Origin of the sequence: uncultured Megamonas sp., from assembly GCF_958438645.1 — a bacterium.
Taxonomy (GTDB): Bacteria; Bacillota; Negativicutes; order Selenomonadales; family Selenomonadaceae; genus Megamonas.
In genome coordinates, this window is the sequence record NZ_CAUBSM010000002.1 from 116821 (window position 1) to 136835 (window position 20015).

Annotated in this window: 20 protein-coding genes; 12 read left to right on the plus strand and 8 right to left on the minus strand. The window is 32.5% G+C overall.

Annotation, left to right across the window (positions count from 1 at the left end; translation table 11 throughout):
- Window positions 1-103 precede the first annotated feature (103 nt).
- The 6 genes from Q5I67_RS02535 to Q5I67_RS02560 all read left to right on the plus strand — a co-directional run bounded on the left by Q5I67_RS02535 (window position 104) and on the right by Q5I67_RS02560 (window position 6878).
- A complete protein-coding gene (locus Q5I67_RS02535; protein ID WP_302486259.1) occupies window positions 104-1753 on the plus strand; it encodes a phospholipid carrier-dependent glycosyltransferase in 1650 nt (549 codons plus the stop codon).
- 28 nt (window positions 1754-1781) lie between these two features.
- Window positions 1782-2948 carry a DegT/DnrJ/EryC1/StrS aminotransferase family protein gene (locus Q5I67_RS02540; RefSeq protein WP_302486260.1) on the plus strand — a complete coding sequence of 389 codons (1167 nt, stop codon included), beginning with the start codon at window positions 1782-1784 and terminating at the stop codon, window positions 2946-2948.
- A gap of 10 nt (window positions 2949-2958) precedes the next feature.
- Complete coding sequence (locus tag Q5I67_RS02545; RefSeq protein WP_302486261.1) at window positions 2959-3912, plus strand: glycosyltransferase; 954 nt, start codon at window positions 2959-2961, stop codon at window positions 3910-3912.
- A complete protein-coding gene (locus tag Q5I67_RS02550) occupies window positions 3905-4822 on the plus strand; it encodes a formyltransferase (RefSeq protein ID WP_302486262.1) in 918 nt (305 codons plus the stop codon). Before Q5I67_RS02545 ends, Q5I67_RS02550 begins: the two co-directional genes overlap by 8 nt.
- A gap of 37 nt (window positions 4823-4859) precedes the next feature.
- The gene (locus tag Q5I67_RS02555; RefSeq protein WP_018998869.1) at window positions 4860-5891 is read left to right on the plus strand and encodes a bifunctional UDP-4-keto-pentose/UDP-xylose synthase; all 1032 of its coding nucleotides are present in this window, start codon (window positions 4860-4862) and stop codon (window positions 5889-5891) included.
- A gap of 93 nt (window positions 5892-5984) precedes the next feature.
- Complete coding sequence (locus tag Q5I67_RS02560; protein ID WP_302486263.1) at window positions 5985-6878, plus strand: 4-deoxy-4-formamido-L-arabinose-phosphoundecaprenol deformylase; 894 nt, start codon at window positions 5985-5987, stop codon at window positions 6876-6878.
- Between the two features lie 61 nt (window positions 6879-6939).
- Here Q5I67_RS02560 and Q5I67_RS02565 read toward each other — a convergent pair whose 3' ends face one another.
- On the minus strand, window positions 6940-7506 hold the full coding sequence (locus tag Q5I67_RS02565) for a 6-carboxytetrahydropterin synthase (RefSeq protein WP_302486264.1): 567 nt from the start codon (window positions 7504-7506) through the stop codon (window positions 6940-6942).
- Between the two features lie 272 nt (window positions 7507-7778).
- Here Q5I67_RS02565 and Q5I67_RS02570 point away from each other — a divergent pair, with 272 nt between their 5' ends.
- Complete coding sequence (locus Q5I67_RS02570) at window positions 7779-8630, plus strand: HAD-IIB family hydrolase (protein WP_302486265.1); 852 nt, start codon at window positions 7779-7781, stop codon at window positions 8628-8630.
- 58 nt (window positions 8631-8688) lie between these two features.
- Here Q5I67_RS02570 and Q5I67_RS02575 read toward each other — a convergent pair whose 3' ends face one another.
- Entirely contained in the window at window positions 8689-9876 is a 1188-nt protein-coding gene (locus Q5I67_RS02575) for a MalY/PatB family protein (protein ID WP_302486266.1), read from the minus strand.
- A 205-nt stretch (window positions 9877-10081) separates the two neighbouring features.
- Here Q5I67_RS02575 and cbiM point away from each other — a divergent pair, with 205 nt between their 5' ends.
- The 3 genes from cbiM to Q5I67_RS02590 are packed head-to-tail and all read left to right on the plus strand — an operon-like array spanning window position 10082 to window position 12556.
- Window positions 10082-11077 (plus strand): cobalt transporter CbiM, encoded by a 996-nt coding sequence (cbiM, locus tag Q5I67_RS02580; protein WP_302486267.1) that lies wholly within the window; start codon window positions 10082-10084, stop codon window positions 11075-11077.
- Window positions 11055-11885 carry an energy-coupling factor transporter transmembrane component T gene (locus tag Q5I67_RS02585; protein ID WP_302486268.1) on the plus strand — a complete coding sequence of 277 codons (831 nt, stop codon included), beginning with the start codon at window positions 11055-11057 and terminating at the stop codon, window positions 11883-11885. The genes cbiM and Q5I67_RS02585 overlap by 23 nt, the downstream gene beginning before the upstream one ends.
- Window positions 11882-12556 carry an energy-coupling factor ABC transporter ATP-binding protein gene (locus Q5I67_RS02590; protein WP_302486269.1) on the plus strand — a complete coding sequence of 225 codons (675 nt, stop codon included), beginning with the start codon at window positions 11882-11884 and terminating at the stop codon, window positions 12554-12556. Before Q5I67_RS02585 ends, Q5I67_RS02590 begins: the two co-directional genes overlap by 4 nt.
- A gap of 51 nt (window positions 12557-12607) precedes the next feature.
- Here the strand turns inward: Q5I67_RS02590 and nirJ2 are convergent, their stop codons facing one another.
- The 6 genes from nirJ2 to Q5I67_RS02620 all read right to left on the minus strand — a co-directional run bounded on the left by nirJ2 (window position 12608) and on the right by Q5I67_RS02620 (window position 18304).
- Window positions 12608-13594, minus strand: coding sequence for a putative heme d1 biosynthesis radical SAM protein NirJ2 (gene nirJ2, locus Q5I67_RS02595; protein ID WP_296896543.1), 987 nt, complete (start codon window positions 13592-13594; stop codon window positions 12608-12610).
- Window positions 13594-14784, minus strand: coding sequence for a putative heme d1 biosynthesis radical SAM protein NirJ1 (nirJ1, locus tag Q5I67_RS02600; protein WP_296896540.1), 1191 nt, complete (start codon window positions 14782-14784; stop codon window positions 13594-13596). Before nirJ1 ends, nirJ2 begins: the two co-directional genes overlap by 1 nt.
- Window positions 14785-15013: 229 nt before the next feature.
- The gene (locus Q5I67_RS02605; RefSeq protein WP_302486270.1) at window positions 15014-15952 is read right to left on the minus strand and encodes an HTH domain-containing protein; all 939 of its coding nucleotides are present in this window, start codon (window positions 15950-15952) and stop codon (window positions 15014-15016) included.
- A 90-nt stretch (window positions 15953-16042) separates the two neighbouring features.
- Window positions 16043-16609: a chromate transporter gene (locus Q5I67_RS02610; RefSeq protein ID WP_302486271.1), complete on the minus strand. Its 567-nt coding sequence runs from the start codon at window positions 16607-16609 to the stop codon at window positions 16043-16045.
- Window positions 16610-16656: 47 nt separating this feature from the next.
- Window positions 16657-17214 (minus strand): chromate transporter, encoded by a 558-nt coding sequence (locus tag Q5I67_RS02615; RefSeq protein WP_296896534.1) that lies wholly within the window; start codon window positions 17212-17214, stop codon window positions 16657-16659.
- A gap of 94 nt (window positions 17215-17308) precedes the next feature.
- Window positions 17309-18304, minus strand: coding sequence for an asparaginase (locus Q5I67_RS02620; protein ID WP_302486272.1), 996 nt, complete (start codon window positions 18302-18304; stop codon window positions 17309-17311).
- Between the two features lie 146 nt (window positions 18305-18450).
- Here Q5I67_RS02620 and cbiB point away from each other — a divergent pair, with 146 nt between their 5' ends.
- Window positions 18451-19431 carry an adenosylcobinamide-phosphate synthase CbiB gene (gene cbiB / locus Q5I67_RS02625; RefSeq protein ID WP_302486273.1) on the plus strand — a complete coding sequence of 327 codons (981 nt, stop codon included), beginning with the start codon at window positions 18451-18453 and terminating at the stop codon, window positions 19429-19431.
- Window positions 19432-19456: 25 nt separating this feature from the next.
- Window positions 19457-19996, plus strand: coding sequence for a cob(I)yrinic acid a,c-diamide adenosyltransferase (gene cobO, locus Q5I67_RS02630; protein ID WP_302486274.1), 540 nt, complete (start codon window positions 19457-19459; stop codon window positions 19994-19996).
- Window positions 19997-20015: the final 19 nt, after the last annotated feature.

Below are 20015 nucleotides of genomic sequence, written 5' to 3' on the forward strand. Positions count from 1 at the left end.
TTAAAAGTCTATACTATATCTTGATTGTAGATAAACATAGAAAATAGTATAATTATATAGTTTGCATATATTTTATTAATCATGAAATTTAGGAGGTTTTTTCTTGCGTGATTTTTGTCTAAAAAATAAAAAATTACTGTTAGGAATATTTATCTTAGCTATTTTCTATTTATACCTAGCTCATTTAGGTTCCTATCACTTAATGGACCCTGATGAAGGGCGTTACAATCAAATACCTCGTGAAATGTTATTAAGCGGTGACTTTATCACACCACATCTAAATGGCGTAGAATACTTTGAAAAACCTGCGTTTCAATATTGGTTTACTGCCATCATGATGAAGATTTTTGGCGTTACAGAATTTGCTGGACGCATCTTACCAGCATTATCAGCTATCGGTTGCGTTGGTCTTGCTGGATTTTTAGGCACAATGATGTATTCTCGCAAAGTAGGTCTACTCGCTAGTGCTATTCTAGCTACATCATGTTTAAATTTAATCGTTGCTTCAATTAATATTTTAGATATGGCTCTGACTTTATTTATGACAGCTTGCATGGTATTTTTCTATGCCTTTGAACGCACAGAAAAGAAAAAATGGCTTATTGCCTTTTATATTGCCATGGGCTTTGGTGTCTTAACTAAGGGCTTAGTTGCCATAATCTTACCATTTGGTATTTTATTTTGGTATACAATTTTAACTAAAAGACCTCGCTTATTTTTAAAATTATTTTATCTACCAGGAATTTTAGCTTTTCTTATCGTTACTGTTCCATGGTTTTATCTTGTTTGCCAAGCAAACCATGATTTCTTTTATTTCTTCTTTGTCCGTGAACATTTCTTGCGTTTTACAACTAAAATGCACGATAGATTCCAACCTTGGTGGTTCTTTATCCCATTTGTAATCATCGGTATGTTACCTTGGACAGGATTTTTATTATCCTTATTCAGTAAAAAAGGTGTTATTCGTAAAACAACGTCCCAGCGTAATCGTTTTGATATCATCTTTTTATTATTATGGTTCTTTATCATTTTCATTTTCTACTCTATTTCCGATTCTAAATTAGTACCATATATCATGCCTTGCTGGATGCCACTTGCCATTTTAATTGCAGCTTCCATCAAGCGTTTTGAAGATGAAAATTCTTGGCTTTGTCATAGTTTTTTAATCAATAGCATCTTATGCTTAGCTTTTGTCGGAGCTTTAGTTGGCTATGTCCTAAGTTCTAATTATTTGACAATTGATGAATTCATTGCTGAAGGTGGTTTACTCACAGCAGCATTATTCATCGGTACCATTGCCTCTATTTTTGTTTGGATAAAAACAAAAAGATTTCGTTGCACTATAAGTGTTCTTTGTATCATGGGATTTTTCTTTGGTTTAGGTCTTCATGATGTCCAAGAGCAAGTACACAATAATCAATCTGCATATTATGTAAGCCAAAAAATCAATGAATTAAATCCACAAGATGCTTTAATCGTAAATTATGGCGATTTTTATCATGGCATACCATATTACACTAATCAACGAGTTGCCCTTGCTGATTTCAAAGGTGAACTTGAATTTGGCTCTGAACATCCAAGCGGTGCAGGTTGGTTTTTCAATGGTGAAGAATTAAATAATTTGTGGAACAGTCAAAAGCGTATTATAATTGTGGTTAAAGAACGTTATAAAGATAAATGTCTCAATGTATTGACTTCTCCAGCGAAACAAGTAATAACTGAAGGGTCATATACTATTTTGATTAATAAATAATAGTTAAATGATTTGGAGGAATATTTCAATGCGTAAAGAATTTTTACCTTTTGCTAAACCTATGGTTAGCGAAGAAGCTATTGCTGATGTTGCAGACTCTATTCGTAAAGGTTGGCTCGCTATGGGCCCTAAAACAGTGGATTTTGAAAAAAAATTTGCTGACTATGTAGGTTGCAAATTTGGTATTTCCGTAAACTCTGCCACTGCTGGTTTACATCTTGCTGTAATGGCACTTATCGAACCTGGTGATGAAGTCATTACTACACCTATGACTTTTGCTAGTACTGTAAATGCAATTGTATTTTCTGGTGGTAAACCTGTTTTAGTGGATATTGACCCTCATACTTTCAATATAGATATAAACAAAATCGAAGCAGCTATCACACCAAAAACAAAAGCTATCATTCCTGTTCACTTTGCAGGTCGCCCTTGCGATATGGACGCACTCGAAGCTCTCGCACAAAAATATAATCTTGCTATTATCGAAGACGCTGCTCATGCTCTCGGTGCAGAATATAAAGGCAAAAAAATCGGTTTTGGTCGTGGTGCTCGTCACATTGCTATATTCAGCTTCCACCCAACAAAAAATATCACTACTGGTGAAGGTGGTATGATTTGCACAAATGATGAAGAAGCTGCTGAAATCATGTCCATGCAACGTCAAAATGGTATGAGTAAAGGGGCTTGGAACCGTTATCAAGCAAATGGTAAAGCTCACTATGATATTTTCCGTCCAGGTTTAAAATACCAGATGATGGATATTCAAGCTGCTATCGGTCGCGACCAGCTCACACATCTTGAAGACTTCAATAATCGTCGTCGTGAAATCGTAGCTCGCTATCAAAGAGAATTAAAAGATGTACGTGGTTTAATCCTTCCTCCAGAAATTGAAGAAGGTAATGTTCATTCTTGGCATATATACACACCTCTAATTGATATTGATGAACTCGGTTTTAGTCGTGATGATTTCATGGCAAAAATGAGTGCTAAAAATATAGGTACTGCTTATCATTATCAAGCACTTCACTTATTCACTTGCTTTGGTGAACTCACTGGTCTTAAAGCTGGCGATTTACCAAATTCTGAATATGTATCTGAACGTATTGTTTCCTTACCACTCTTCCCTGCAATGACTGATGAAGATGTAACTGACGTTATCGAAGCAATCAAAGAAATCTGTGGTATGAAAGGCTGATAACTAAAAAATGTTAGGAAGTCCCGAAATTTCCATTGTAATTCCTGTTTACAATGAAGAAGAATCTTTACCCCAATTATTTAAAGAACTCTATCCTGTAATGGAAAATCTACAGCGTAGTTTTGAGATAATTTTTATCAATGATGGCAGTCGTGATAAATCATTTGCCATGCTTTACGATTTTCAAAAAGCACATGAAAAAACTGTCCGCGTCATTGATTTAAATGGTAATTTTGGTCAACATATGGCAATCACTTCTGGCTTTGCTAATGTCCGCGGAAAATATATCATCACTTTAGATGCTGACTTACAAAACCCACCAGAAGAAATTCCTAAACTCATTGCTAAAATGGATGAAGGATATGATGTCATCGGTACATGTCGTCAAAATCGCCATGATCCACTATTTAGAAAAGTTGCCTCTCGCTTTGTAAATAAAATGACTAATCGCATCAGTGGTCTGCATATCAGCGATTATGGCTGTATGCTTCGTGGATATAGCCGTCGCATTGTCGATATCATTGTTCAAAGTCGTGAAAGCACTACTTTCATTCCTGCATTAGGTCAAAAATTTGCAGTAAATCCTATAGAAATTCCTGTCAGTCATCGTGAACGTGAATTTGGCGAATCTAAATACAGCTTCTTCCGTTTACTTCGTTTAAATTTTGATTTAATGACTAGTTTCTCTATAGCTCCTCTACAAATGGTTACTATGAGTGGCATGGGTATTTCTCTTTTAAGTATTATCTTTTTCCTATATTTGATTTTACGCCGTATTGTCGTAGGTCCTGAAGCTGGTGGTGTTTTCACCTTGATGGCCATAAACTTCTTTTTAATCGGTGTTACTATCATGGCTCTCGGTATTATCGGCGAATATACAGGTAGAATTTATAAACAAATTCAGCAACGACCTCATTATATAATCAGAAAAATCTATGAGGACGGTGCTAAAGAAGATGAATAGACCTTCTATCGTTGTATTTGCCTATAGTGAGCCAGGATATACTTGTCTAAAAACATTAATAGAAGCTAAAGCTAATATTTTAGCTGTATATACTCATCAAGATGATCCTGATGAAGAAATATGGTTTCATTCTGTATATGATTTGGCTAAAGCTAATAATATACCAGTATTTAGACCAAAAAAAATAGATGAAGAAGCTACTAATTATATCTTAAATTTAAATCCAGATATCATCTTCTCTTTCTATTTTCGCCGTTTAATTCCTGATGAAATCATTTTAAAACCACGTTTAGGTGCTTATAATCTTCATGGTGCTCTATTGCCTAAATATCGCGGTCAGACTTGTGTTAATTGGGCTGTAGTAAATGGTGAAAAAAGAACAGGTGCTACACTTCACCTCATGACAGCAAAAGCCGATGAAGGTGATATCGTTGAACAACGTGGTTTTGATATAGCATTTACAGATACATCTTTGGATGTTTTCATCAAAATCAGTAAAATCGCTAGTGAAATCATCAAAGATTGTTTGCCAAAAATAGAGGCAGGTACTATTACTTTGACACCACAAGATGATACACAAGCCACAAAATTTGGCAGACGTCGCCCTAAAGATGGTTTATTGGATTTTTCTAAAGACGCTATTAGTTTATATAATCTCATTCGAGGAGTTACACATCCTTTTCCTGGAGCTTTCACCTATGTGAATAATAAAAAACTATTCATTTGGTGGGCAAAGCCAATCGAAGGAACAGGAAATATTGGCGAAATTGTAAGTACTAATCCACTTTGCATTGGCACTGGAAAAGGTCTACTTCAACTAGAAAAATTACAATTTGAAAATGAAGCTGAATTAGATGCCAAAGCATTTACTGATTTATTGCCAATTGGTACTAAATTTGAACTTGAATAAAACATTATAAATAAAAATAGAAAGAAGTATTTATCATATGAAAATTTTTGTTACTGGTGTAAACGGTTTTATTGGCTCTCATTTCCTTGAAATGGCACTTGCTCAAACAGATTGGGAAATTCAAGGTTTTGACTTAGCAGATAATAATATCACTCAATTCTTGGATAATCCTCGCTTTTCTATGAAAAAAGGCGATATCTTCAAAGAAGAAGCTTGGCTCAATGAACAAATCAAAGAATGTGATGTTCTTTTACCATTAATCGGTATTGCTCGCCCAGCTTATTATATAACTCGTCCACTTTGGACATTTGAACTTGATTTTGAACAAAACTTAAAAATGGTTCGTAAATGTGCTGAATATGGTAAACGCGTTATCTTCCCTTCAACTTCTGAAGTATATGGTATGCCTGATCCTAACAATAAAGTCATGGACGAAGATAACAGTAATTTAATCTTAGGTCCTGTATCTAAGAGCCGTTGGATTTATAGTTGCAGTAAACAAATGATGGATAGAGTAATCTTCGCTTTTGGTCAAGAAATGGGCCTTAAATTCACTTTATTCCGTCCATTTAACTGGGTAGGGCCTCGTCTTGATAGCTTTAAAGATGCAAGCGAACATAAAGGTCGCTCCATCACTCAATTCATCTATGATGTTTTATACACTGGCAAAATAACACTTGTAAACGGTGGTGCTCAACGTCGTAGCTTTACTTGGGTAGGCGATGGCGTACAAGGTTTAATTGATATCATCACTAATAAAGATGACCAAGCAGAAGGACAAATCTTCAATATCGGTAATCCTGAAAACAATTATTCCATCAAAGAAATGGCTGAAATCGTTGTTGATGAAATGAAAAAATTCCCTGAATTCAAAGATAAAGCCGATAAAGTAGAATTTATCGTTATGGACTCCGATAAATATTACGGTAAAAACTATGATGATATGCAAGATAGATTGCCATCTGTGAAAAAAATGGAAACTCGCCTTGGCTGGAAACCAAAAGCTACACTTCGCGAAGCAATCCACTATACACTTGAATGGTATGCTAAAAATTTAGATAAAGCTTAATCATTTATTTATAAAAAAACAAAAGCCATTGCCCTTAGCATTTGCTAATAGCGATGGCTTTTTAGCTAAAATATATAAAATCAGGAGGATATTATGGCTAAAAAAATTGCTATAAAAATTGATGTAGATACAAAACGTGGCTATGATGAAGGCGTACCTCGCATGCTTGATGTTTTTAAACAAGAAAATATCAAAGCTACTTTCTTTTTCTCCATGGGTACAGATAATTCCGGCAAAGCTATTCGCCGTATCTTTCGCAAAGGTTTTTTAACTAAAATGCTACGCACTAAAGCACCTAGTACCTATGGTTTTAAAACTATGATGTATGGTACTCTTTTACCTGCACCTCATATCGTCGAACCAAATCCTATGCCATTTCTTCGTGCTATCAAAGAAAATCACGAATGCGGCATTCACTGCTGGGACCATGTCTATTGGCAAGATAAATTGCCTTTCCTATCTGAAGACACTATAAAAGGAGAATTGACTAAAGCCATCAATCTCTTTGAAAAAATAGCTGGCTTTAAAGCTAAAGCTTGTGCTGCTCCTGGCTGGCAAGTAACACCTCGCAGTTTAAAAGTTCAACAAGAATTAAGTTTTGATTATTGCAGTGATGTTCGCGGATATTATCCATTTTATCCTATAATGAACGATAAAAAATATTTGCCACTACAAATTCCAGGAACATTACTCACTATGGATGAATGTTTAGGTAGCACTTTAGATGATAAATTAATCACTGAAGAAAATATCAATGATTATTGGCTGAGTCATTGTAACCAAGAATTTAATGTCTTAACTATCCATTCGGAAATGGAAGGTTTAAAACAATTGCCTATTCTTCATGATTTCATCAAAAAAGCCAAAAAGCTTGGTTATGAATTTGTAAAATTAGAAGAAGGTAAACATGTTCCTAATATCAAGGAATGTGAAGTTTATCATGGATATTTACCAGGTAGAGCAGGAACAGTTGCTCGTCAACGATAAAAAAAGCCACAGCATATATGCTGTGGCTTTTCTATTTATAATTTTATTTATAAATATTTAATTATGGTTTTTTGTAACCGCATTTTGGACAAACACCATTTTCATTCAATGTAATACCACATAATGGACAACGATCAATTTCAAGATGTGGTTCATATTCTTCAGATGCCAAATTAACTCCACTAGAGAAAGTGAGTTTTACAATATTTAATTTATCTTTTAAAAGCTCATAAACAATTTTTATCATACCTTCAACTGTCATTGTTTCTTTTGTAACAACAAGACGACAATCTGGATATGCAGTAGCAAGTTCTGTTTTAAAAGCAGGCCCTTTCATCACATTGTTTGGTGCACCATCTTTTATGCCTTGCTTCTCATAAACACCTAAAATAGCAGGAAGTAATGGATCATCTTCACGTAAAATTAAAGCATGATCAAAGTTTTTTAGAACTTCCCACGCTGTTTTTTGAATTTCATTACAAGGGAATACCATATTTACGCCAGAATTAATAGAACCTTCTACTTCAATGGTGAGAACACCTGTATGCCCATGAAGATATTGAGCTTCGCCTTTGAAACCATAAAAACGATGTGCATACTGTAAATCAAGTTTTGTAATACTTCTCATAAATAACATCTCCTTTGTAATTTTTATTAATCAATAATTTTTATTAATTAATATTATATCAACAAAGATAAAAAATATCAATATTTTTTGAAATTTTTTATTAATTTTTTACAAATCTTTCATTATATCTTTAAAAGTTCCATTTATAATAAAAGCATATCAGTTAGGAAATAGCACCTCTGGTTATTAAATATATTTGTAGAAGAAGAAGACTTGCTATGCGTGGCAGCTTCTATCTTCTACGAAATTAACTCCATTTTGAGGTAATAATTATGACAGATTTTAGTAATATTTTCTTAATCAGTGATATGGATGGCACATTAATTAATTCTAAATCGCAAATTTCCACTATTAACAAATATGCTTTAAATGAATTCACTAAAGCCGGTGGTACATTTGCAGTAGCTACTGGCAGAACATTAATCAGCTGTAAAGAATATATTCCAGAGCTTCCTATAAATGCACCTAGCATATTCTATAATGGTACAATTTTGCAAGATACGAATAATAATGTAGTCTTAAAAACATTATCACTGCAAACAAAAATTCTTTTCAATTTTCTCAAACAATGTTTAATTCATTGTCCTAACACTTGTATAGAACTTCATACTAAAGATACTTTTTACATCATCACTAAAGAAGAATTTGATGACCCTGTTATCAAACGTGAAAATTTATCTTATATCAGAAGTAATCTAGATGACCTTTATGATTTAGACATCTTAAAAGTCCAATTTTATACAACAAATACTCATACGATATCATGGCTCCATAATTTCGCCAAATCTATGGAGATGGATAAAATTGCCAAATATTTTACTTCTTGGTCTAGTTATTTTGAATTAATTCCTAAAAATGCCTCTAAAGGTATTATGTTGGATAATTTACGCAAAATGCCTATGTACAAGGATAAAATATTTATCGCTGTTGGTGATTTTGACAATGATATAGAAATGCTTCTCTTTGCCGACTACGGCATTGCTGCTCAAAACGCTACACAAAACCTCAAACAAGTAGCAGACATCATCGGCGTAAGCTGTGATGAACACCTTCTTTCTCATGTTATCAACAAAATTATCCCTAACTTGGATAAACTGATGATAACAACTCTTCAAACTGCATAAGAAAAACCTTCTATGTATAGCCCTAACATAGAAGGTTTTTCTTTTTTTATCTATAAATTTATTTCACAGCAAACTCTTTATAAGCCTGATATAAACGCTCTAATGCCCAATGGATATATTTTGTTGGACAAGCCAAGTTCCAACGTTCAAAACCACTACCTGCTTTACCAAATATATATCCTTCATCAAAATAAAGGCACGCTTTTTGGCGATTACGCATTTCTAATTCCTCATTAGTTAAATTAAATGCTCTAAAATCAAGCCATAATAAATATGTCGCTTGAAGTTGTGTTATTTTCACTTGTGGAAAATACTCTTGCATAAAATCCATAATTATTTTTTTATTTACATCAATGATATTTATGACCTCTGTCAACCATTCTTCACCATATTCATAAGCTAAACGACAAGCTTCATAACTTAAAATACTACAAGCAAAATCTGCATCAGTTGCTTGTTCTGCTTTAAATAGATTGCGATAATTTTCATTAGCTATAAATACATTAGAAAGTTGCATACCTGCTAGATTAAAAGTCTTACTTGGTGCTGTGCAAATAATTGAATGTTCTAATGCTTCTTGAGAAATCGTACCATAAGAAACATGTTTAAATCCTGGCATGATTAAATCAGCATGAATTTCATCAGCTACTACTAAAATATCATTTGCTAAACAAATTTCACTGATTTTAGTTAATTCTTCTCTTGTCCAAATGCGACCGCAAGGATTATGCGGACTACAAAGTATCAACATTTTTGTATCTATTGCTTTAGCTTTTTTTGTAAATAAGTCCCAATCAATATCATATATCATACCATTATTAATCAAAGGTATTTCCACTAATTTTCTTTGATTGATTTCTATAGCTTTATACATAGGATAATACACAGGTGTAAATAACATCACACCATCGCCTTTTTGCGTAAAAGCTTTTACAGCAGTGAAAAAAGCATTTACTACACTATGTGTTTCTACAAGCCATTTTTCATCAACTATAAAATCATGATGCTTTTGTTGCCATTTACAAACGCTTTCACGATATTTTTTATTCGTGCCTGCATAACCTAAGATATTATCATCTATAAATTTCTTTAATCCTTCTGTGATTTCTGGGGCAAGTTTAAATTCCATATCAGCTACAGAAAAAGGAATTACTTTTTCATCTACTAAAGGATTATTTTTCATTTCCTGCCATTTTTGACTGCCAATGCCAAAGCGAGCATTAATATTTTCTAAATCGTATTTCATAAAATACACCTCTTTCATTTTTAATTATCATATTCCCCCATACCCCCATATAAAAATATTTTTACTTTCCTAAATTATAGCTTAATGCTTTGATATCCATGATTTTATTTTAATTTTTATTTCTATCCTATACATAGGCTTATATTTATCATTTATAAATAATATAATGATGGCAAATAATATTATTTATAAGGAGGATTTCATTATGCATATTCCTGATAATTATTTAAGCCCTTCTACTTGTGCTACTTTATTTATAGCTATGACACCTATCTGGTACTATTCTATCCGCAAGATAAATAAAACTTTATCTGCTGATAAAATCCCTTTAATTGGCATAGGTGGTGCATTTGCTTTTATTTTAATGATGTTTAATCTGCCCATTCCTGATGGCACTACATCCCACGCCGTCGGTGGAACACTCATAGCTTTACTGCTAGGGCCTTATGCTGCCTGTATAGCTATCAGTGTAGCACTTTTCATTCAAGCTATAATCTTTGGTGATGGTGGTATTTTATCTTTTGGGGCCAATTGTTTTAATATAGCATTTATTTTACCTTTCACAGGCTTTTTTATTTATAAAATTTTAAATAAAATTCATTTATCTCCGTTTTATCATAAATGCACTATTTTTCTATCTGCCTATATCAGTATAAATTTAGCTGCCTTTTTCACAGCTTTAGAACTTGGCATCCAACCATTATTATTTGTAGATAATTTAGGTCAACCGCTTTATTGTCCTTATCCGCTTTGGATATCCATACCTGCTATGGCTTTATCTCATTTGACAATTGCCGGCATAGCAGAAGGTGCATTTACTTTATCTTTATATCTTTTTATCCTCAAAACATCTCCAAATATAATTTATGATAGCCAACAGATAAAATTAAATTCTATTTTTTCTTTATTAGCATTTTTAATTATTATTTCTCCACTTGGACTCATAGCTGAAGGCACTGCATGGGGTGAATGGGCTCCAGAAGAAATTTTAAATGACGCTTCTTCAGGGGTTCCTCTTGGATTTATTCCAGAAAAATTATTAAATGGATTTAATTATGAAGCTTTTTTCCCTGATTATACTATGAGTGGAACGACTGATATTTTAGCTTATATAGCTTCAGCTATTATTGGTGTCGCTCTCTTAATCATCATCTTTAAAATACTGGGAAGTATTATTTATGCAAAAAAACAATCACTTTGATAATTCTGTTAAAATTCCTAAATGGCTTTTAACCACAGATGAGTACACACCCCCAAAGGATAAAGATAATTTTTGGCAAAAAACTTTATTTTCCATTACTACTAAATTAATTTTTCTTCGCCATCATAATTATTCCCATAAAAATAATCGGCTAAATCCCAGTGAAAAATTATTGTTCATTTTTCTCACCATAATTTTAATAAATTCTGCACAAAAAATATTTTTTCCTTTAATTATTTTAGCTTTTAGTCTAATTTATCTATCGACTTTAAATACTAAACTCATCATTTCTATATTAAAACCGACTTTGATATCAACTTTATTTTCTTTAATAATAATTTTACCTTCTCTATTACTAAATAATACTCGCCTTTTCTATCTGCCTTTTAAAATTTTTATAACTGTTCTTCTTTTAGCTTATATCGCTCAAACTATCCCTTTTTATAGACTAAGTAAAATTCTTCGCCTATTTCATATTCCTGCGATATTTATTTTAACCTTAGATTTAATATTAAAATATATCGTGATTTTAGGAGATACTATTACCAATTTATTAATTTCTCTGAAATTACGCTCTATCGGTAAAAATAATTTTAAATATCAAAGTCTAGCCTCTATATCAGGCACTACATTTCTAAAATCACAGATTTATACCAAAGAAACTTATCATGCTATGATATGTCGTTGTTTTGATGAAAATTATACGCCAATTATTAAACATAAATTTAAATTAAAATATATTTGGCATATCATCGTAATTATCATTTATCTATTATTTTATTTTTTCAGTGAAGGATATTTTCTATGACACCAATTATAAATCTATCTCATATAAGCTATAACTATGAAGAAGTTTCTGCTTTAAATGATATCTCTCTTAAAATCTATGCCGGAGAATTAATCTTTTTTACAGGCCCTAATGGTTGTGGTAAATCCACTTTATTTAAACTTTTAAATGGTCTAATCTTTCCTACTAAAGGTGAATATTACTTTGATAATAAGAAAATCGATAAAAATACTTTACAAGATAATATGTTTGCCAAAAACTTTCATAAACGCATTGGTTATATTTTTCAAAATCCAGATGTACAATTATTCAATGCTACAGTGTATGATGAAATCGCCTTCGGCCCAAGACAAATGAATTTGAATGAAGAAATTATTCATCAACGCGTAAATGAGCTTTTAATTTATTTAAATATACAACATTTACAAGATAGACCACCTTATCATCTAAGTGGTGGCGAACAGAAAAAAGTGGCTCTTGCTGCAATCTTAGCTCTAAATCCAGATGTACTTATGATTGATGAGCCTTTAAATGGACTTGATAATAAGACTAGACAATGGTTTAAAGAATTTCTCATAAATTTTATCAAAGCTAATAAAACTATTTTGATTTCCACGCATGAACAAGAATTATTATCTCTACCTCATAGTCGCATTATAAAATTCAATGATGAGCATACAATTTTAAATTAAAATCAACTAAAAAAGTGTTGTATATAGCCTAGACCATATACAACACTTTTATTATTTATGACTATATAAACACCATGGTTCCTCTGCCATATAATTGCCATCATTATAATAAGCAGCTCTAGCTCTACAGCCACCACAGCTGAATTTATATTTACATTTACCACAATTGCCTTCAAATTCAAAAGTACGCAATTTATTCAATACTTCGCTGTTTTTCCAGATTTCATCAAATGGAGTTTTGCGAACATCACCAAGCTCCATATTTAAATAAGCACATGGCTGTACTTTTCCACGAGGGCTGATAATGCAATAAGATGTACCAGCCAAGCAACCACGGCGGAAACGAAGTTTCATGCCCATCTGGTCAGCTATACGCATAAATTGAGGTGCACAAGTAGGTTTTAATTCGATATCCACTTCTTGCTGTTTTTTCATAATTCTTGTGATTACATCTTCATATTCTTTCGCACGAAGTGATTCTGCTTCGATATTTTTACCTCTACCTGTTGGTACTAAGAAAAAAATATGATGAGCTACAGCACCTTCTTTAACGGCAAAATCCGTTAAAGCTTCCAATTCATGTTGGTTCCAATCCATCACTGTTGTATGAATTTGAAATGGCAATCCCACTTTGCGACAATTTCTCATACCACGAACAGCACCTTCCCAAGCATTAGGGAATTTACGGAATTTATTATGTTTTTCTGGATCCATAGAATCAAGAGAAATACCCATGCCCATAGCTCCAGCATTTTTTAATTTTAAAGCCATTTCTTCTGTGATAAGCGTACCATTTGTGCCAAATACAGAGCGAAGACCTAATTTTGTAGCATACGCTACTAGTTCTAAAATATCTGGACGCATAAGTGGCTCTCCACCAGAAAAAATCATGATTTTAAAGCCAGCTTTGGCAATCTGTTCTAAAAGCGTTTTCGCCTCTTGAGTATTTAATTCCTCTTCTGCTTTACAACCAGCATCACGATAACAATGGTCGCAAAACATATTACAAGCATTAGTTGTATTCCATGAAATAATCATTATTTTTCATCTCCTGTAATACCAATTTCTTCATCAGTTAAATAACAAGAAGGATCTGATTCCCAAAAATCTCCAGTACGAGCTTCAGCACGTGTTCTGAAATTACCATTACAATTATCTAAGAATTTACATTTACTGCAACGACCTTTTAATAATGGTTTTCTATCTTTCAATCCAGCCATAATAGGATTTGTTGTATCTTGCCAAATATCACCAAATTTACGTTCACGAACATTGCCAAAAGTATGGTGTTGTGTAAATTGGTCAGGATGTACATATCCGAGTGGATCAACTTCAGCAAATGCCATACCAGAACGGTTACCACCATTCATGGAAATATATTTTTTAATCTGCTGAGCAAGCTCATCTTTGCCTTCTTTAAGAGCTTTTAAATACATATATACACCATCACAGTGATTATCTACAGTCAAGATTTCTTTTTTCAAGCCACGTTCTTCAAAATCACGAGTGCGACGAATGATTATATCCATAGCACGGCGAGATTCTTCAGCTGTTACATCTTCATCCATCATTTGATTGCCACGACCGGAATATACTAAATGATAAAAACATACACGATTGATATTTTCTTCTTCAATGAAATCAAAGATATTCTCTAATTCTTGGATATTGTGATGATTGATAGTGAAGCGAAGTCCTACGCGTTGGTCAACTGCTACACAGTTTTTAATACCATTCATAGCAGCTTCAAAAGCTCCAGCTTTGCCACGAAATTTATCATTTACTTCACGAAGACCATCTAGGGAAATGCCCACATAACCTACACCAATATCTTTGATTTTGCGTGCTACTTCTGGTGTAATCAAAGTGCCATTAGTAGATAATGTAGGACGCACACCTTTTTTCGCTGCATAATCTGCAAGTTCAAAAAAATCCGGACGAATTAATGGTTCCCCACCAGAAAATAACAATACTGGCACATTAAAATCTGCTAAATCATCAATGAATTGTTTAGCTTCTGCTGTAGTCAATTCATTTGCATATTTTTTAGCATCAGAACTCATATAACAATGGCGACATTTTAAATTACATGTACGTGTAGAATTCCAAACTACAACTGGACCTGCACCTTCTTTTACACCATTTTTTGCTTTATGAGCATCATTTGTATAACGAAGAGAATCTCCAAAATATTCTGTTGCAAATAATAATTTCGTTACGCTTATCACTTAACTCACCTATTCCTTATTTTAATTCTAGTTTATACAAGCAAATATTTATATATTTCAATATATGTATATACTAAATATGAACGACATTCACATTTACAATATATTTATAATAACAATATAAATGTTAAAGGTCAATAAAAAGCTTTTATAATTATTTTTCTATTTTGACCAAAAAAATATCTTTTTATCTCCATATATTCTACAGAGATAAAAAGATATTTATATATTAATAATTTATTCTTTTTTTACCAGCGACTAAACGTTTTAAAGAATTAACTTCACGTGTAAGTCTATTGATAGCTTTTACTAAATCAGCTACTGGATTTATTTCTTTTACAGTTTCCACTTTTGCTACTTTTGAAACTTCTTTTTTCGCTTCAACTACTGGTTTTACTTCGATATTTTCTTTTTTCTGTACTGGTGTTTCATCTACAGTTTGTACAATTTTGCGAGGACGACCTCTTCTTTTCTTTGCTACTTGTTCATTTGCTTTTACTTGTGTTTCTACTTTTTCTACCTTAGTTTCAACTTTAATTTCTGCTGCTTTTTGTGCATTTTTTGGTGGACGACCTCTTCTTTTTTTCTGTGGTGCCACTTCTTCTTTTACTTCTTGTTTCACTACAGGTTCTGCTAATTTTATATTTTTTGCCATCTCTGCGATTTTATTTATACGTTTTTTAACTGTTTTTGCTTTATTTTCTGTAGCTTCCACTTTTGCTATAACTTCTGGATTTTTGCGAGGACGACCGCGTTTTTTCTTTGGCACATCCACTGTATATTCTTCTTTTTTAGTTTCTGCTACAACTTCAACTACTGGATTTTTGCGAGGACGACCTCTTCTCTTTTTTATCGGTTCACTGTTCATTATTTTTTCTTCCTTCACTTTTTCTGTCATATTTTCTTTATTCTCTATAATTAATTGACCATCAGCATATAATTTTCTCCATCTTGCTGAAGCTCTTTCAATGCGTTTATTGCCCAAAATAGCTGGATCAAAACCTGCCTCAATAAAAATTTCTGTAGGTTTTTTACCAGATAAATATTTTTTTACATAATAAGACTTAAATGCTTCTGTATATATAATTCTTGTTTTTTCCACAGATTCTACATTAGGATTTCTACTAAGAATTTGTCTTTGTTCTTCGGTAAATACTTTTGCTGCCACTTTTATTCGCCTCTTTCTTATGTATACATCTTATTTATAATAATAATATATACCATTGACAAATTCAATATATTAATCTAAAAAATCCCCCTAAATCATTCCTATCAAGCCTAAAATAAGACCTAATATACCAGAACCCACTAATATTTTTATAACCCCTGCATTTCTTCTAACAGCAATAAATGCAATAATTAATATAAATAAGCCTAAATAATCAATATCTGCTATGTTTATTGGCATTTTTTCTGTATTAAATAATGCTAAAAAAATAAAACTCATACCCGCTGAACAAATTAAAGCAACAACAGCCGGTCTTAATCCATTTAATATTCCTTTTATCACCCCAATATTTCCATATTTAAAAAATAAATTTGCTAAAATAATACCTAAAATGAAAGATGGTGTGACAAATCCCAAAGTCGCTACAATAGCTCCCAAAAATCCCGCTACTTTCATACCGACAAAAGTTGCCGCATTAATACCAATAGGACCAGGAGTCATCTGAGATATAGTAAAAATATCTATGAATTCGCTCATACTAAGCCAAGCATGTATATCTATTACTTGAGCTTGAATTAATGGCATGGAAGCATATCCACCGCCAACGCAGAATAAACCTACTTGCACAAAGCTCCAAAATAATTCTAAATAAATCATGGTAAAAATCCTTTACTTTTCTTAATATATTTTTAAATTATTTATTTTTAATTATATTTTTTATCACGCATTAATAATAAACCAATAATACCATCAATAATAATCAAATACATTACATTTATATCTGTAAGAAAACTCATGCCAAAGGTAAAGCAAATAATCAGTAAAGACAATATATATTTTTTCTTTAATTCCTTTTTTAATAAATCATAGGCTACATTAATAATCAATGCTGTAGCACCACATTGCATACCTTTTAATAATAATTTCACATATGGATTTGTAGCAAATAAATTATAAAAAACACATACTAAAGATAAAGTGATAAGCGGTGGCAATACCGTGGCTAGTAAAGCGGTCAAAGTTCCTTTTACACCACGCATTTTATAACCCAAAATTACAGCAGAATTAATTGCCACTACCCCTGGCATAGATTGAGCTATAGCCACTAAATCTAAAGCATCTTTTTCTTTTATCCATTTATATTCATCGACATATTTTGCCTTCAATAGCGGTATGATTACAAAACCACCACCTACAGTAAAAGCACTGATGATAAATGTAGATTTAAATAATTTCCAATAAAAATTTTCTTCTTTTTCCATTTCAACAATCCTTTATTTTATATAAAATAAAGAAATCACTATTATCGAATAATCCTACAATAATAGTGATTTCAAATTAAATCAAAATACTATTTTAAAAAACAGCTTTAATTTCACCAATAATATCGCCACGATGATTTTTCAATACAGGTGGATACATTGATAATAATTTATTGTATTCTTCTTCATTAATGTAATTAAAATGTTTGAGCATAACTATTACCATAGGTGTTACTGCTGCATAGCTTCCATCTTCAATTTTAAAAGCTAAACCTGATTTTAACTCACGAGAAGCTAAACAATATACTGCATCTGCACCAATTTTAGCCAGTACTCGTCCATTTGTCACTTCTGCTACTGCTTTATCAATTCTACCTGTTCCTGAAACCATCTGCGGATAAGCACACATAGCATCGCGAATTTTTATCGCTGCTTCTGTATATTCACCCCAATTGCCTTCTTCTGCATTCATCAAACGAGCATAGGCATATGCCATTTTATCGAGTGGTAAATAAAATACAGGCACACCACAACCATCAATACCAATATCCAATTCATCTTCAGGGATACCTGCTGCCATAGCTACGATTTGATGAATAATTTTTTGAGCTGGATGATCCGGCTTTATATAATCATCTACTGGTATATTCAACAACTGGCAAAGAGCGATAATTGCTGAATGTTTACCAGAGCAAGGATTATGCAATGCTGATGGTTTTAAATTATTTTTTACTAATTCTTTAAAAGCCTTACCACTCATAGGACGAGCGGAACCACAATTTAATACATCTTCAGTCAAACCTAATTTATGCAAAATAGATTTTACAGTCTCTACATGAATATTTTCACCACTATGCGAAGAGGCAAGTATCGCCAATTCTTGTTGTGTTAAATTATATTTTTCAACGCCACCTAATTTTACAAACTGTAATAATTGAAAAGGTTTCGCTGCACTACGCCAAAACATCGGTAGGTGAGCATTGCCTACTTTATCAATAATATTGCCATCAACGCCAACACAAACAGCATCGCCTCGATGAATATTTTCTACATATTTTCCTCTTGTGTAATGTAATAATTCTACACTCATGTTCTCACCTCAATAATAAAATTTACTTAGATTATCTTTTATCATACCATAGCACTTTATTTTTTTGTAGTAATTTATTGATTTTAAAAAATCTAGCTTCTATAATTAATATGCATAGAAAAATTTGAAATTGTGAGTTGAATGTAATGGAAATAGCTTTTATTGCTCTTTTAGCTTTTGTTATTGATTGTATAATTGGCGACCCTAATTCTAAATATCATCCTGTTGCTTTGATGGGAAAATTAATTGATATTCTCGATAAATTATTGCGTAAAGATAATGCTACTGAACCCACAAAATTAGTTTGTGGTTTTATTTTAGTGGCTATCTTATTGAGTTTTAGCTATGGTATAACTTATGGCATAATCACACTTCTTGATATATTTAATTGTCCTAGTTGGCTCAATATCTTTATCCAGGCTGTAATCTTAAGCTTTATGATTTCACCAAAATCTCTAGCTAAAGCAGGCAAAGACATTTATGATGAATTAATCAATCACAATCTCGATCAAGCCCGTGAAAAAGTAAATTACATCGTAAGTCGCGATGCCAATCGCATGAATGAACAAGATATCACTCGTGCCACTGTAGAAACCGTAGCAGAAAATATCGTAGATGGTATCATCTCACCTTTATTTTATTTCTTTATCGGTGGTCTGCCACTCGCTGTACTCTATCGCATGAGTAATACCATGGATGCTATGATTGGCTATAAAAATGATAAATACCTTTATTTTGGCAGAACAGCTGCCCGCATTGATGACGTTTTAAATTTTATTCCCGCACGCATAACAGGGCTTTTGTTGATTATCGTGGCTTTTTATTCTAAATTAAATGCCAAAGGTGCTTTTAAAATGATGATGCGTGATGCTAAAAAACATCCTAGTCCTAATGGTGGTTATACAGAAGCCACTGTAGCTGGTGCTTTAGATATTCGCTTAGGTGGCATAAACTATTATTTTGGTCGTCAATCATTCCGAGCTTATATGGGTGAAGCTATTAATGAGTTAAATGCTAAACATATCCGTCAAACTATAAATTTAATGTATAATGTTTCCATTTTATTTTTAATCGTAATGTCTATAGGCTATGTTATCATCAAAAAATATCAAGAAATTAATCTTTAAATCATAAGTAGGTGAATAATAAATAATGCAAGATACTCAATATAAAAAAGGATTAGTAATCGTTCACACTGGAAACGGCAAAGGAAAAACTACAGCAGCTTTAGGGCTTGCAATCCGTGCATGGGGCGAAGGCTTAAAAGTTTTAATTCTCCAATTCATCAAAGGCAGTTGGAAATATGGCGAATTAAAAGCCTTAGCCAAATTTGCTCCAAATATCACAGTGAAACAATGCGGTGAAGGTTTTACTCGTCGAGGCAATACAGATATAAAAATCCATCAAGAAGCTGCTAAAAAAGCACTTCAAGAAGCAAAGATGGAAATGATAAGCAATAAATGGGATATGCTCATCTTAGATGAAATAAATTATGCCATTGATTTTGATTTAGTTGAGTTAAAAGATGTCTTAGATTTAATCGCTGAAAAACCTGCTGATTTACATCTCGTTATGACTGGACGAAATGCCAAAGAAGAAATCATTCAAAAGGCTAATTTAGTAACGGAAATGAAAGAAATCAAACACCCTTATAAAGAAGGCATCAAAGCTCAAAAAGGTATTGAATTTTAAATTTAAATAAAAATGCACT

What these genes read in the sequence shown, in the direction of transcription:
- Q5I67_RS02540 (WP_302486260.1), top strand. Translation starts at nt 1,782, where the DNA reads ATGCGTAAAGAATTTTTACCTTTTGCTAAACCTATGGTTAGCGAAGAA.
- Q5I67_RS02545 (WP_302486261.1), top strand. Translation starts at nt 2,959, where the DNA reads ATGTTAGGAAGTCCCGAAATTTCCATTGTAATTCCTGTTTACAATGAA.
- Q5I67_RS02550 (WP_302486262.1), top strand. Translation starts at nt 3,905, where the DNA reads ATGAATAGACCTTCTATCGTTGTATTTGCCTATAGTGAGCCAGGATAT.
- Q5I67_RS02555 (WP_018998869.1), top strand. Translation starts at nt 4,860, where the DNA reads ATGAAAATTTTTGTTACTGGTGTAAACGGTTTTATTGGCTCTCATTTC.
- Q5I67_RS02560 (WP_302486263.1), top strand. Translation starts at nt 5,985, where the DNA reads ATGGCTAAAAAAATTGCTATAAAAATTGATGTAGATACAAAACGTGGC.
- Q5I67_RS02565 (WP_302486264.1), bottom strand. Translation starts at nt 7,506, where the DNA reads ATGAGAAGTATTACAAAACTTGATTTACAGTATGCACATCGTTTTTAT.
- Q5I67_RS02570 (WP_302486265.1), top strand. Translation starts at nt 7,779, where the DNA reads ATGACAGATTTTAGTAATATTTTCTTAATCAGTGATATGGATGGCACA.
- Q5I67_RS02575 (WP_302486266.1), bottom strand. Translation starts at nt 9,876, where the DNA reads ATGAAATACGATTTAGAAAATATTAATGCTCGCTTTGGCATTGGCAGT.
- cbiM (WP_302486267.1), top strand. Translation starts at nt 10,082, where the DNA reads ATGCATATTCCTGATAATTATTTAAGCCCTTCTACTTGTGCTACTTTA.
- Q5I67_RS02585 (WP_302486268.1), top strand. Translation starts at nt 11,055, where the DNA reads ATGCAAAAAAACAATCACTTTGATAATTCTGTTAAAATTCCTAAATGG.
- Q5I67_RS02590 (WP_302486269.1), top strand. Translation starts at nt 11,882, where the DNA reads ATGACACCAATTATAAATCTATCTCATATAAGCTATAACTATGAAGAA.
- nirJ2 (WP_296896543.1), bottom strand. Translation starts at nt 13,594, where the DNA reads ATGATTATTTCATGGAATACAACTAATGCTTGTAATATGTTTTGCGAC.
- Q5I67_RS02610 (WP_302486271.1), bottom strand. Translation starts at nt 16,609, where the DNA reads ATGATTTATTTAGAATTATTTTGGAGCTTTGTGCAAGTAGGTTTATTC.
- Q5I67_RS02615 (WP_296896534.1), bottom strand. Translation starts at nt 17,214, where the DNA reads ATGGAAAAAGAAGAAAATTTTTATTGGAAATTATTTAAATCTACATTT.
- Q5I67_RS02620 (WP_302486272.1), bottom strand. Translation starts at nt 18,304, where the DNA reads ATGAGTGTAGAATTATTACATTACACAAGAGGAAAATATGTAGAAAAT.
- cbiB (WP_302486273.1), top strand. Translation starts at nt 18,451, where the DNA reads ATGGAAATAGCTTTTATTGCTCTTTTAGCTTTTGTTATTGATTGTATA.
- cobO (WP_302486274.1), top strand. Translation starts at nt 19,457, where the DNA reads ATGCAAGATACTCAATATAAAAAAGGATTAGTAATCGTTCACACTGGA.